This window comes from Enterococcus sp. DIV0574 (genome assembly GCF_051711125.1).
GTDB lineage: Bacteria > Bacillota > Bacilli > Lactobacillales > Enterococcaceae > Enterococcus_D > Enterococcus_D gallinarum.
Window position 1 is genome coordinate 1901629 of record NZ_JBIOMA010000001.1, and the last position, 14824, is coordinate 1916452.

Below are 14824 nucleotides of genomic sequence, written 5' to 3' on the forward strand. Positions count from 1 at the left end.
TACCCTCTCTTATTCTTTACTCTCATCTGAAGTTGTAACAGTTGTTTCACTTTCTGAATCACGGTTTTCTTCACTAGATGATTCACTAGTTTCATCTGATCGAGATTCGGCAGATGAATCGTTGCCAGTTTGACCATTCGTTTTCGTTGATTGGAAAACAGGTGTCACTTGGATCGTCACTACTTTAGGATCAACCGTCACACCATCTGGCACTGGCACTTCAACAGTTCGCTCAACAGTTGAGGTGATTCTTGAAATATCGATTGGTACGCCAATTTGATCTAATGTATCTAAAATAGACTGGCTACCAGAAATCGTTCCGCTGATTGCACTCATTCTGTAGATAAAATGGGAGATGCCGTTAGGAACTGTTCCTTGCTGGGTGACGAATAATTCCACTTGTTTTGTCGGGGCTTCTAATGTTACCGTTACGTTAACAGTTTCGGGATCTGGCAAAATTGCTAATGCATTTTTAGCGGTATCCCACGCTTGTATCGTTCCTTTGACTGTTGAAGAGGACGTTCCGATCTCATTAGGATCAATGACAGCCACCACACGATCGATATCATTTAAGGTGCGATCACCCGTTGTGATCGCTACTTTCTGAGGATCTGCCTCTAGAGAAGCGATAGAATACCCTTCTTTTAAATCTGCGCCCGATATGACTGGTTCAACAGTAAATGTTTTTGTTACTTTCTTTTCAATAGTCACTGTGATGGTCTTCGGCTCGATTTCAGCTGTTACACCCGAACTCAAATTCTGAACTTCTAAAGGAACTTCATGCGTTCCTTCCCCTAATTCAGAGAGATCCGCCATCACGCGAAAGTTTCGTGTCTCATCATTTTTTTCTGCATTCAACTGGATACGATTTCGACTTTTCAAGGTGACATTCACGGTGGTTTCATACCCTTGGATAAAATAGCTATCTGTATCATACGTCGTTTGGATGGGAACATTGCTAAGATGTTCTTCATAACCACTAGTAGAGCCGGATAGATTGACTTGCAGTGTGGAACCACTAGCAATAAAAAACAACACCAAACTAAAGAACAGCGCTAGTATACCATAAAAAATATTTCGTTGGCGTTCTTTCTTAATCATTTTCTTCCCCCTTTGTTCACACCGTCAAGGAAAGATTGCAGTAGATTACGTTTTGCTGTTTTTTCTTCAGGCACAAGCTCTCGATTCAAAATATCCAAGTATTGTTCTCGAGATAACCCAGATAACAATTGGTTGTTCATAGTGATACTGACATCCCCAGTTTCTTCAGACACAACGATCGTCAAAGCATCACTGACTTCTGACACCCCCACTGCCGCCCGATGCCTAGTCCCGAATTCTTTAGGAATCAACAAGCTTTCTGAAAGGGGCAGATACGCACTCGAAACCGCAATTTTGCCGTCTCGTATAATGACTGCTCCGTCGTGCAAAGGTGTGTTGGGAATAAAAATATTGATCAATAGTTCTCCGGTAATATCGGCATCCAAGGCAATCCCAGTTTCGACATACTCTTCCAAACCGGTAGTTCGCTCAATTGTAATCAAGGCACCTATTTTGCGTTTCGCCATATACTGGATCGCTTTATCTAAAGATTGGACCATCACTTCGTCTTCGTGCTTTTCAGACTTAGAGGTCTTGAATAGCGAACTCCGACCTAAATGTTCCAAACCTCGCCGAATCTCCGGTTGAAAAATGACAATAGCAGCGATCACCCCATAGGTGATTACTTGATCCATCAGCCATGAGAGAGTTCTCAAACCAATCAAACCCGCTAAAAAACGTAAGACGATAAACAGCCCGACCCCTTTGAATAGCTGGATCGCCTTGGTCCCTCTGACTAACTGAATCAATTTGTAGACCACATACCAGACAACTAAAACATCCAAAACATTGATTAAAAACGAAATAGAAAATATATTAAACGAGAAAACTTCTCTCCAATAATCAAAATTAAAAAAATCACTGAAATTCATCGACATAAACAGCCTTCCTTTATTCTTAAGACTTCAAATAATAGTATAACATAGGACTTCTTTTAACACGTTGAAAAAAAGCAAATTTATCTCATTTTTCCAAAAAAAATCTCACTTTTTTCTGGACTCTCGATTATTGGATAACACGGTTGATCTTTACGTAATGGAGCTTAAAAAAAACAGCTCTGCCAGATACTGGCTAGAGCTGTGACACTTGTCTATTCTGATTTTTTTCTCCGCTGCGCTCTGGCAGCTCTTCTTGCCGCGCGAGCTGCTTCGACTTCAGGATCAGAGACTGATCTACGCTGTTTAGTTCTAACAGAATCTCCTTGTTTTTCCACCGATTGAGGTTCTGCTTCAGACAATGGCTCTTTTTCTAATTTTGCTCGAATCTTTTCTTCTTGTCCAGCAAGACGCGCATAATTATAGAAACGGTTTTTGGCATCCAAGACTGTTTTTGTGAATAATGCACTAGCAGCACTTGGGTTAGCTGCATCTAAGGCTGAAAAACGAACCTGTGTTTTCATAAACGTTGGCATCAACGAAAAATCAGGTTTTTTATAGTCTAGTGTCATTGCTGGCTTACCTTTTTCAGTCATTAATGGGTTGTAACGGTATAGAGACCAATAACCGGAAGCTACCGCTTCTTTTGCTTCTTTGATGGATTGTCTCATACCACCTGCTAATCCATGGGTGATACATGGTGTATAAGCAATGATCAAAGACGGTCCAGGGAATTTCTCCGCTTCTTCGAAAGCTTTGATCGTCTGCATTTGATTGGCTCCGGAAGCAATTTGCGCCACGTATACATGACCATATGTCATAGCCATCATCCCTAAATCTTTTTTCGACACATATTTCCCACTAGCTGCAAACTTAGCAATCGCTGAAGTTGGGGTTGCTTTAGAGACTTGCCCGCCAGTATTTGAATAGACTTCATTATCTAAAACCAGAATATTTACATCCGCGCCTGAGGCCAAGACATGATCGATTCCGCCAAATCCGATATCGTAAGCCCAACCATCTCCACCAATCATCCATTGACTTGGCTTAACAAACAAGTCGCTGTCGTCAAGAATCGCTTGCAAACTTGGCTGTTGATGAATTTCTTGCTGTAAAGCAGCCTGTAATTTTGCCGCCCTCTGTTGGCTTCCTGCACTTTCTTCCCGATGATCGATCCAGTCTTGCATAATTCCTTGTAGATCTATCGGAACAGTGACTAAGGCTGCCTGCATTTTTGCTGCTAAGGCTTCTCTTCGTGTTTGATTTGCTAGAAACATCCCATAACCAAATTCGGCATTGTCTTCAAATAGTGAATTGGACCATGCCGGTCCTTGCCCTTGGTCGTTGGTCGTATAAGGAGACACCGGAGCAGCGCCGCCCCAAATCGATGAGCAGCCGGTGGCATTTGCGATCATCATGCGGTCCCCGAACATTTGAGTCAACAGTTTGACATACGGAGTTTCGCCACATCCTGCACAGGCTCCTGAAAATTCTAGAAGCGGTTTATTGAATTGGGTGCCCATTACGGTACCCGGTTTTGCCGGATTCTCTTTCTGACGTAGTGTCATAGCAAAGGCCCAATTCATTGCTTGCTCTTTTTGGCTTTCATAGGAGCGCATGACCAAAGCTTTGTCCTTTGCGGGACACGCTTCAACACAAAGCCCGCAGCCAGTACAATCTTCGATTGAAACTTGGATTCGATACTTCTGACCATCTTTTCCTCGCATTTCTCGAACAATAAACCCTTCTGGTGCCTCTGTCAGTTCATCTTCATCCACTAAGAAAGGTCGAATCGCTGCATGCGGACAAACAAATGCACATTCATTGCACATCGTACAACGGTCGGATAACCATTCTGGCACTTCTAAAGCAATCCCTCGTTTTTCCACTGCAGTGGTCCCTAGAGGCATCGCTCCTTCCGTCATTTGATTCCGAACGAGCGTCCCCACTGATAATTGATTGCCTTCCTGTCGATTGATTGGCTCAACGATCTCCCGAACATAACGGGATGTTGCAGTTGATTTCCGTTCAGGCACATCAATGAAGGCCCATTCAGATGGCACTTGAATCTCGCAAAGCAATTCAAGGGTCCGATCAATCGCTAAATAGTTTTTTTCGACAATTTCCATGGACTTATGTCCGTAATTCTTTAATACCTCCGCTTTTAAAATCGGCAGAACCTCGTCGAAAGGCATAATATCAGACAAATAGAAAAAGGCAGTTTCCATTGCCGTGTTGATGCGTCTGCCGAGCCCAGTCTCCATCGCTAATTGCATGGCATTGATGGTATAAAAACGGATGTCATTTTCTGCAATGTAACGCTTGATGTGTTTAGGAAGACTAGTTGCAATTTGTTGCTCATTCCAGGTGGTATTTAGTAGGAAGGTACCGCCTTTTTTTAGCCCCTTCAGCAAATCATATGTATGCAGATACGCAGGGGTATGGCATGCGACAAAGTCAGCATGCTCGATCAAATAAGTCGAGCGGATCGGTGTGTCTCCGAAACGCAAATGGGAGACTGTTAATCCTCCTGATTTTTTGGAATCATAATAAAAATAACCTTGAACATACTTATCTGTGTGATCGCCAATAATTTTGATCGCTGATTTATTGGCACCCACGGTTCCATCGGAGCCAAATCCCCAAAATTTTGCCTGAAATGTATTGGTATTGGTCAAGTCCAAAGTAGCTTCCGTATTCAACGAGAGATGGGTAACATCATCCATGATCCCAATCGTAAACCGTCTTTTTTGCTCACTTTTTGGTTTCGTCAGTTCTTCGTATACAGCAACGATTTGATCTGGCGTTACATCTTTTGAACCCAATCCATAGCGACCACCAATGACAGCTGGCCGGATCGCTGCATCATAAAGGGCACTTTGGACATCTAAAAGCAGAGACTCGCCGTTTGCTCCCGGCTCCTTGCTACGGTCTAAAACGGCAATTGCTTTGACCGTTGATGGAAGTTTTTCCAAAAAGACTTCTAATGGAAATGGTCGATACAAATGAATTGTCAAGACCCCGACTTTTCTTCCTTGTTTGAGCAAATGATCCACCGTCTGTTGTACAGTCTGAGCCGAAGAACCCATTGTTACAATTACTTCTTCTGCATCAGCACAGCCATAATAATCGACCAAATCATAGTTGGTTCCGCGCAAATCATTAATGGCTTTCATGTATTTGCGAATTGTTGCCGGTAACGCATCGTAATGGGCATTGACCGTTTCTCGCTGTTGAAAATGAATATCGGGGTTTTGATTCGTTCCGCTAACCGTTGGATGGTTTGGATTCATTGCCTTTTCGCGAAAAGCTGCTAATTTTTCTTGATCAATCAATTGAGCCAATTCACTGTATTCAAGTACATCAATCTTCTGGATTTCATGGCTGGTTCGAAAACCATCAAAGAAATTCAGAAAGGGAATCCCACTTTCAATCGCCGCTAAATGAGCCACAGGTGCAAGATCCATAACTTCTTGAACACTGCTTTCCGCCAACATCGCAAAGCCTGTTTGGCGAGCCGCCATCACGTCTGTATGGTCACCAAAAATATTCAATGCATTCGTAGTGACTGCTCGGCTGGCAACGTGAAATACGCCAGGCAAACGTTCTCCCGCGATTTTGTACATATTTGGAATCATCAACAGCAATCCTTGCGAAGCTGTATAAGTCGTCGTTAAAGCCCCAGTCTTTAATGAACCATGTACTACACCAGCTGCTCCGGCTTCTGACTGCATTTCAACCACTTTCACTGGTTGTCCAAAAATATTTTTCTTTCCGCTGGCGGACCATTGATCTACCAATTCCGCCATTGTTGAACTAGGGGTAATAGGATAGATTGCGGCTAATTCTGTAAAAGCATAAGAAATGTAGGCTGCCGCTGTATTTCCGTCCATTGTTTTTTTCTTGCGCATCTCTCTAACTTCCTTTATCTTCCATTTTGAGCATTCTCACACAATCCATTATAGCTGAAAAATCTACTTGAATAAATACTGCAAATCAAAATAGCAGCGATTTAGTGAAAGAGCAAACGATACAGTTTCTATCTAATCTAAGATTTTTTCACAAATTTCATTTGGTTGTTTCTCCTTTTCTTTCTAGTTGAAATTCTGTTAAACTTAAAAAAAAGGAGGATGAAACATGGATATTTCAATTATCAAAGCTAAAGAAACAAATACGACTACAGGAATCAAGATTGGTGATGAAAATGCTAAGCCAATCATTGAATTCATGAATCTTCGTTGTCCTTATTGCCGCAAATGGTTTGAAGAGTCATTGCCGATCCTAACCGAAGCTGTTGCTGCGGGAAAAGTTCAACGAGTAATCAAATTATTCGATAAAGAAAAAGAGTCTCTTCAACGGGGAAATGTGATGCATCGGTTTGTAGCAACGGATAATCCTGCTCAAACGATCGCAGATATTACTAAAATCTATCAAACACAAGATCAATGGGGACATTTAACTTTAGAGGAGGTTGCAGAATTTGCGCAAAAACAGCTAGGATTAACCGAACATAACCATTCCACGTATGCTGGTGAAATCGTGGAAGAAGCCCGAAAAGCAAATATTCAATTTGTGCCGACCGTTATGGTAGGCAGTCACATTTTCGATGAATCAATCTCAGCGGATGAGTTGACACAATTGATCAATGAATAAAACCTGTGCCACAGTTCTAACAGCAACCCACTCTTGAAGGATAATCGACTCGCACGTGCGGTCCAACGAAGCCAAAACTACTTGATACTTAGCCGTTTTAGCTTCATTCTATCCCTTCAACTGTTGTCTTGTTATGACCTGTGGCACAGGTTAGTTTAACTGACTTTATCTCGCAAACGATCCGCAAATTCATTGATTTTACGGATTCGATGGTTGATGCCTGATTTGGAGATCGCTCCAGAAGGAATCATCTCTCCCAACTCCTTCAAGCTGACTTCAGGATGTTCCAATCGCAATTCGGCAATTTCCTGCAGCTTCTCTGGAAGAGCTCCCAGCCCCACCCGTTGTTGAATAAATTCAATATTGTCAATCTGTTTGGAAGCTGCATCGATGGTCTTGTTCATATTTGCTGTTTCACAATTCACCAAACGATTGACTGAATTGCGCATGTCGCGGACAATCCGAACATCTTCAAACTTGAGCATCGAATTGGTCGCGCCGATCAATGTGAGAAAATCGGCAATTTTTTCTGCGCCCTTTAAATAAGAAATAAAGCCATTTCGTCGTTCAAGGGCTCGCGCATTCAATCCATAATAGTTCAACATATCGCAGATATCTTGATTGTGCTCTTCATAGATCGAATAGATTTCCAAATGATAGCGGCTGGTCTCTGGATTGTTGACTGAACCTGATGCCATAAATGCCCCCCGTAAATAGGAACGCATTTTTTGGGCATTCCCCATAATTTCATCCGATACATGACTATGAAACATCAATCCATCCATAATATCTAAATCTAGCAATACACGTTTGGTCTCTTGTTTTAAGCGAACGATGTAAACATTGTTCTTTTTCAACTTCATTTTTCTACGAACCAACAGCTCACTTCGGACATTGTAGTGATCTTTCAATAAGGAATAAATCCGCCGAGCAATGGCAGCATTTTCTGTTTGCACATTGAGAACGAACTGCTGGTTATTAATACTTAACGATCCATTCATTCGTATCAAAGCAGCTAATTCTGCTTTTGCATGTTCCCGATGTACTTCTAGTGATGTCAGTTCCTTTTTGACTTCTGCTGCAAAGGACATAGCGTCGCCTCCTTTCTAGATTTTGGCACCGTAGACGATCCGCAGTAATTCATCGATCACTTTATCACCGTCATGAAAGACACCGCCATCACGTAACTCTAAGAAATCCGCTGAAACCACGCGACAACTTTCATTCCGCAGTCCTTGGAAGTCATGTTTCACTTGGACAAGGTATTCATCGTAGATTTCTGGATCCATATAGCCTTCTGGGACCTTCTCTGTATTGACTAACACGGTATCAATAAAAGACTTCCCTAAATGTTGATGCAAAACTCGAACATGATCTGCATCAGTAAAGTGTTCTGTTTCCCCTTTTTGCGTCATGATATTGCAGATGTAAACAGTCTCCGCTGCCGTTTCTAGCAACGCCTGTCCGATCTCACTGATCATCAAATTCGGCAAGATACTCGTAAACAAGCTACCCGGTCCTAATACGATCATATCAGCTTCTAATATCGACGTCACAACTTTACGTGCAGCTTTGGGTTCATTTTCGTCATCTTGATTCCGCACAAACACGTGATCAATGGTTTTACGATCCAAGGCAATTTTGGATTCTCCCACTGCTTCTGTCCCGTCTTTAAAAACAGCGTGCAAAATCAAAGGTTGGTCAGAAGAGGGATAGACATGGCCATCAATGTGCATGATTTTTGAAAGTATCTGGATCGCTTCATAGGTACTGTTGCGCATTTCCGCAATGGCGGCAATGATCAAATTACCTAAGGCATGGTTTGCAAGAAATTTGTCTTCTTTCTTGAACCGATACTGAAAAATATCATTATAGAGTTGCGGCATATCTGACAAAGCAGCCAGCACATTGCGCAAATCACCTGGAGGCGAAATAGACGAAACTAGGTTGCGGATCTCACCACTGCTGCCACCATCATCTGCGACCGTCACAATTGCTGTGATATCAACACCTTGATTCCGCAAACTTTTTAAAATGACCGGCAGGCCAGTTCCGCCCCCAATGACAACGATCTTAGGTTTACGGATTCGATAGGTTTTCATTTTCATGATCGATTCACCGTCTCTTTGCGCTTATCTTTGTCACGATGGGTCACATTGACTTTGTAATTTTTTGCTAAAGCAGCGCTGATCCGTTCAGATAAAGCGACCGAACGATGTTGTCCGCCCGTACAACCAATTGCGACCGTCAAACTGCTTTTTCCTTCTTTGATATACCCAGGCATTATAGTTTCAAGCAATGTCTCAAATTGCTGATAAAACTCTTCAGTTTCTGGAAAAGACATGACATAGTCATATACGGTTTTATCTTTTCCCGTTAGCGGACGCAATTCGGGTATATAATGTGGGTTTGGTAAGAATCGCACGTCCATCACGATATCCGCATCGATAGGCAATCCGTATTTGAAGCCAAAGGAAACAACTTCCACCCGAAATCCATGTTCATGGGAAGAACGAAATTCTTGATTGATCTTTTCTCGCAGCTGTCTTGGTGTTAAAGTTGTCGTGTCGATCACGATATTCGCTTTTGTCTTCAAGTCTTCCAAGATCGCACGCTCTTTACGGATCCCTTCCGTTATTAAGCCGTCCATCGCAAGGGGATGGGCTCTGCGTGTCTCTTTATAACGAGAAACCAACTCATTGTCTGTAGCATCTAAGAACAATATTTTTGTATCGATGAATCGAGTATTCTCGATATCGATCAGCATGCTTTGGATTTCTTCAAAAAAGGAACGCGAACGCAAATCAACGACCAATGCAATTTTGGTCACTTTCCCTGACTCTTTGATCAATTCCCAGAATTTAGGAATTAAACTCGGCGGCATGTTGTCAATACAAAAATAGCCCATGTCCTCAAAACTTTGAATAGCAACGGTTTTTCCTGCTCCACTCATACCAGTGATGATCACTAGTTCTAAATTATCTACTTCTGTCATCGTAAAACTCCTTCCTCACTCATTAACAGTATATCATGCCGGGCGTATCATTTAAACACTACCGCACAAAAAAAGCATCAACATGAGAGTTGACTCCCATGTCAATGCCTCGCTCAATTTCGATAAGTTAACGCTTTTTCAATTGTTCGATCGACTAAAATCGATTGCGCATCGACTACCGGATAAGGATTATTTTCCGTGAATTCTTCCATCAATGAAAGTTCGGTACAGCCTAGGACAGCTTTCTCACAACCAATTTTATGCGTTACTTCTTCTAAGATCTCAAAATAAAGATCTTGGTCTAATGTATCAGATTCTTTGATCCGATCATAAATCAATGTATTTACTTTTTGTTGTAATTGCGGCTCAGGCAAGTAGACATCAAAGCCACAAGCACGTAACTCGGCTTCATAAATCCCAGCCTTGATACTACCTTCTGTTCCTAAAAAGGCCACTTTCCCGGTAACACCTTCTTTTTGCAAAGATTTAGCAGCTTCCCGCGGCATGTGAAGTAGCGGAATCGGTGTGGCTTCTTGCAACTGATCAAAGAAATAATGCGCAGTATTACATGTCAGTACAATAAAATTTGGCTGTAATAAGTTCTGTTTAGCGATGTCATCAAGCAAATAAGGAACAGGATCTTCTAAATCGTTGTTCAAGATATACGCAGTGCGATCTGGCACTGTCGCATGATTGAATAACACATAGTTCAAATAATCTTGGTCTTTATGAGCAACGGTTCGACGGTTCAAGATTCGTACAAAACTTTCAGTCGCCATCGTTCCCATTCCACCTAAGATACTAAAGAAGTTTTCCATAGACTAGCCTTCTTTCGAATGGAAATGCAGTTTAAATCGTTTGTTGTAAAGATAGAACATTCTTTTTAGTAGAATCCAACGTTTGATGGAGAGATCTTTGTCATAAAAAACGGTAGTCCCCCAGCGATTTTCGGCTAGCAGCTTTTTAGCCCGTTCTTTTTCTTCATTTTCATTGGCATAATCCAAAAAGATGTTTTTCGGTACACCCAACCAAAGCTTCGCTGTTGGAGCATCTGCTTTCCCATAAACAGTTTCTTGGAAAGGCACATCAAATACTAAGTCTTCTGTCAGAAATTTAGCAAGATTCAATCCACTTAATGTGATGAAAAAGCTACTTCTCCCCTGACGAAGATTGATTTCAAATAATTTGTATTGCCCATCTCGGCTATCATATTTCAAATCAAAATTGGCAAAGCCAACATATTGAATTTGTTTTAAGAACGTCGAAATCATTTGATAGATTTGTTGGTTTTCATCCGGCAGAATAACCACGTAATTGCCGACTGCTCCAGGAGTTGGATCTTCTAAAAGTGGATGACCCAATGCCATCACTCGTACATTATGGTCTTTGTCAACATAGGCATTCAGCACACGCATATTGCTGTCATCCCCTGGAATAAAATCTTGCACGATCATCTCGTAATTATAGCCAGCTTGATAAATCCGCTCAACAATTTTATCGAACTCGGCACGATCTTCAATAATAAAGGCTTTCTTCCGTCCTTCGAAATCAACAGATAACCAGGCGACACTATTTGCCGGTTTCAATGCCACGGGAAACTCAAATGGCAGTTCTTGAGTAAAGCGGCCATCCTCTAATAGATCTGGTGTCAAAATAAAAGTTTTTGGATAAGGTAAGCCAAACTCTTCACACACTTCATAGAAACTCACTTTATTGATCAATCGTTTCAACAAAGAATAATCATTCGCAATAAATGTGTAATATGACGCTAAATCTGCTTTATGTTTCGCTAACAATTCAGCATAACCATCCCCGCAAGGAATCAACAAATAAGTCATAGAGGGATCGTTATAAGTGGTTTTTGCCAAATCAATCAATGTATCTAAAAAACCAGGATCATGATCAAATCCTGCTACTTGATTGACCTTGACGATTTTGCTATAGCGGGTGGGGGCAAGCTGTGTCCCAGCATAAGCAATTGACTGGATGCCATATGCTTCGTGAAAGGCTCTTGCCATACCATAGACATTCATATCGCTTCCTAACAAAATAGGAACGAATTTTTCCGGATTCATAAAACCACTCTCTCTTTTGCATATATAAATTTAGATTTTTACCTATTTACTTTGTTACAACAGACCTATAATACCATAAAGAAAAAAGCAATCAAAGTATGTACCTCTGATTGCCTTCCTCTTCTTTGAACGGATAGAACTTATAGGTCGTTTATTCTGTTACGAATAGACATTTACCTATTGCTATTTTAACAAATAAACGGTGCATTACAAGAGTTATTTGAGAATTTGCAGAATTATTACAGTAAATATTAAATTTTGCTAAAATCCCCTTTATCTCCGCCTTTATCCTACCTCTCTCATAAGACTTTCTTGAGGTATTTTCCGGTATAGCTTTCAGGAACTGCTGCTATCTCTTCAGGTGTACCAGTTGCAAGGATCGTTCCTCCGCCCTCGCCGCCTTCTGGACCTAAATCAATCACATGATCTGCTGATTTGATCACATCAAGATTATGCTCGATCACTAGAACTGTATTCCCTGCATCAACAAAACGCTCCAAGACTTTCAATAAACGAGCAATATCATCCGTATGCAAACCAGTTGTAGGTTCATCTAATATATAGAAGCTTTTTCCGTGAGAATTTTTGTGGAGTTCACTGGCAAGTTTCATTCGCTGTGCTTCCCCACCTGATAAAGTGGTTGCCGGTTGCCCCATCGTGACATACCCTAAACCTACATCAACGATCGTTTGTAATTTTCGATGGATCTTAGGAATATGTTTGAAGAATTCGACAGCATCTTCGACCGTCATCTCAAGGATCTCTGCTATATTCTTCCCTTTGTAATGCACTTCGAGGGTTTCTGAATTGTATCGTTTGCCGTGGCAAACCTCACAAGGAACATAGACATCCGGCAAGAAATGCATCTCGATCTTGATGATCCCATCTCCTTTACATGCCTCACAGCGACCGCCGCGGACATTAAAGCTGAAGCGACCTTTTTTATAACCGCGGACTTTGGCTTCATTGGTTTTTGCAAACAAATCACGAATGTCGTCAAAAACACTTGTATAAGTTGCCGGATTACTTCGAGGGGTTCGCCCGATGGGACTTTGGTCAATGTCGATTAGCTTTTCGATTGCTTCATATCCGGTTAGTTTCTTATATTTTCCCGGTTTGTTCGAATTGCGGTTGATTTTTTGTGCTAAAGCTTTTTTCAAAATTTCATTCACTAATGTTGATTTTCCCGAACCAGATACCCCAGTCACAGCAATAAACTTTCCAAGAGGGAAATCAACGCTGACATTTTTCAAGTTGTTCTCAGCTGCTCCAGTCAAGCGAATGGACTGTCCATTTCCTGCTCGACGTTCTGCCGGCGTTGGAATCTCCCGTTTTCCTGAAAGATATTGTCCAGTCAGTGAATGTTCATTAGCCGCAACTTCCTCTGGGGTCCCTGCTGCAACGATCTCGCCGCCAGCATGTCCAGCTCCCGGACCCACATCAATCAAATAATCGGCAGAACGCATGGTGTCTTCATCATGTTCGACCACAATCAATGTATTGCCAAGATCTCTCATTTTACGCAATGAATCCAATAAGCGGTCATTGTCTCTCTGATGAAGACCGATCGAAGGTTCATCCAAGATATAAAGCACACCAGAAAGATTGGAACCAATTTGTGTCGCTAAGCGAATACGTTGAGCTTCGCCCCCGGACAAAGTGCCAGAAGCCCGACTTAAGGTCAAATAATCCAATCCCACATTACGCAAAAAGCTTAAACGGTCATCCACTTCTTTGACGATCGGTTTTGCGATCATCTTTTCTTGTTCAGAGAGCGTTAATTTTTCGACAAATGATAAAGCGTTATTAATTGCCATCTCACTAAGTTCACCAATATGCTTGCCATTCACTTTGACGGATAATGCTTGCGGGTTTAGCCGGTAGCCATGACAGGTTTTACAGGTCAATTCTGTCATGTACAGACGCATTTGTTCCCGGGTGAAATCACTATTGGTTTCATGATAGCGACGTTTGATATTAGGAAGAATTCCTTCAAAGGGTACTTCAACGTCCCGTACACCGCCAAAATCATTTTCATAATGAAAATGGAACATTTCGCCATTGGAACCATTCAAAATAATTGCTTGGTGTTCTTCTGGCAATTCTTCAAAAGGCGTGTCCATGTCAATATTGAATTCCAAGCAAGCTTGTTCCAGCATTTGTGGATAATATTGTGAACTGATGGGATTCCAAGGAACGATCGCACCTTCACGCAACGTTTTGCTAGTATCAGGAATCACTAGATCAGTATCAACTTCTAATTTTACCCCTAATCCATCACAATCCGGACAAGCCCCAAAAGGTGCATTGAAAGAAAACAAACGTGGTTCTAACTCGCCTACTGTGAATCCGCAATAAGGACAAGAATAGTGTTCACTAAACAACATCTCTTCTTGACCAATCACATCTACTACAGCGTAGCCATCTGCCAAACGTAATGCGGCTTCAAAAGAATCAAACAATCGCGAACGAATGCCCTCTTTGACAACGATCCGGTCAATCACGATGGCGATGTCGTGTTTTTTATTTTTTTCCAGTTCAGGCGCTTCAGAAACATCATAGATTTCACCGTCTACTCGGATCCTCACATACCCTTCTCGTTGAATCATTTCAAAAACTTTTTTGTGCTGGCCTTTCTTTTGATAAACGATCGGTGCCAACAACTGGATCTTTGTCCGATCTGGCAATGCCAGTACTTCGTCGACCATTTGTTCCACTGATTGACTAGTGATCTCAATATGATCATTCGGGCAGATCGGGTGTCCAATACGGGCGTACAGCAAACGCAGATAGTCATTGATCTCGGTCACCGTACCGACCGTTGAGCGAGGATTCTTACTCGTCGTTTTCTGATCAATGGAGATCGCTGGACTCAGTCCATCGATACTATCCACATCTGGCTTATCCATTTGTCCTAGAAATTGTCGTGCATATGCAGACAAGCTTTCCACATACCGCCGCTGTCCTTCTGCATAAAGGGTATCAAACGCCAAAGAGCTCTTTCCTGAACCAGACAAACCGGTCACAACAACCAGTTTATCTCTAGGAATCGTCACATCAATGTTCTTTAAATTGTGTGCGCGAGCGCCATGGATTACGATTTTATCATTTGCCATTCTCTTGTC

At 41.8% G+C, this 14824-nt stretch carries 10 protein-coding genes; 1 reads left to right on the plus strand and 9 read right to left on the minus strand.

The window, feature by feature from the left end:
• Positions 1-9: 9 nt before the first annotated feature.
• The 3 genes from IGJ45_RS09245 to nifJ all read right to left on the minus strand — a co-directional run bounded on the left by IGJ45_RS09245 (position 10) and on the right by nifJ (position 5887).
• The gene (locus IGJ45_RS09245; protein WP_349703729.1) at positions 10-1101 is read right to left on the minus strand and encodes a CdaR family protein; all 1092 of its coding nucleotides are present in this window, start codon (positions 1099-1101) and stop codon (positions 10-12) included.
• Complete coding sequence (gene cdaA / locus IGJ45_RS09250; protein ID WP_005471347.1) at positions 1098-1979, minus strand: diadenylate cyclase CdaA; 882 nt, start codon at positions 1977-1979, stop codon at positions 1098-1100. Before cdaA ends, IGJ45_RS09245 begins: the two co-directional genes overlap by 4 nt.
• Positions 1980-2191: 212 nt before the next feature.
• The gene (nifJ, locus tag IGJ45_RS09255) at positions 2192-5887 is read right to left on the minus strand and encodes a pyruvate:ferredoxin (flavodoxin) oxidoreductase (RefSeq protein ID WP_349703730.1); all 3696 of its coding nucleotides are present in this window, start codon (positions 5885-5887) and stop codon (positions 2192-2194) included.
• A 226-nt stretch (positions 5888-6113) separates the two neighbouring features.
• Between nifJ and IGJ45_RS09260 the strand changes: the two genes are divergently transcribed.
• Entirely contained in the window at positions 6114-6629 is a 516-nt protein-coding gene (locus tag IGJ45_RS09260) for a DsbA family protein (protein WP_349703731.1), read from the plus strand.
• 155 nt (positions 6630-6784) lie between these two features.
• Here IGJ45_RS09260 and whiA read toward each other — a convergent pair whose 3' ends face one another.
• The 6 genes from whiA to uvrA all read right to left on the minus strand — a co-directional run bounded on the left by whiA (position 6785) and on the right by uvrA (position 14815).
• The gene (whiA, locus tag IGJ45_RS09265) at positions 6785-7720 is read right to left on the minus strand and encodes a DNA-binding protein WhiA (protein ID WP_003126418.1); all 936 of its coding nucleotides are present in this window, start codon (positions 7718-7720) and stop codon (positions 6785-6787) included.
• A 15-nt stretch (positions 7721-7735) separates the two neighbouring features.
• The gene (locus IGJ45_RS09270) at positions 7736-8737 is read right to left on the minus strand and encodes a gluconeogenesis factor YvcK family protein (protein WP_005471344.1); all 1002 of its coding nucleotides are present in this window, start codon (positions 8735-8737) and stop codon (positions 7736-7738) included.
• Positions 8734-9624, minus strand: coding sequence for an RNase adapter RapZ (gene rapZ / locus IGJ45_RS09275; protein WP_311810613.1), 891 nt, complete (start codon positions 9622-9624; stop codon positions 8734-8736). The genes IGJ45_RS09270 and rapZ overlap by 4 nt, the downstream gene beginning before the upstream one ends.
• Before the next feature lie 113 nt (positions 9625-9737).
• Positions 9738-10442: an amino acid racemase gene (locus IGJ45_RS09280; RefSeq protein WP_021149805.1), complete on the minus strand. Its 705-nt coding sequence runs from the start codon at positions 10440-10442 to the stop codon at positions 9738-9740.
• A 3-nt stretch (positions 10443-10445) separates the two neighbouring features.
• Positions 10446-11699 (minus strand): carboxylate--amine ligase, encoded by a 1254-nt coding sequence (locus tag IGJ45_RS09285; protein ID WP_060813336.1) that lies wholly within the window; start codon positions 11697-11699, stop codon positions 10446-10448.
• 299 nt (positions 11700-11998) lie between these two features.
• Positions 11999-14815, minus strand: coding sequence for an excinuclease ABC subunit UvrA (gene uvrA / locus IGJ45_RS09290; RefSeq protein WP_003126412.1), 2817 nt, complete (start codon positions 14813-14815; stop codon positions 11999-12001).
• Positions 14816-14824 lie beyond the last annotated feature (9 nt).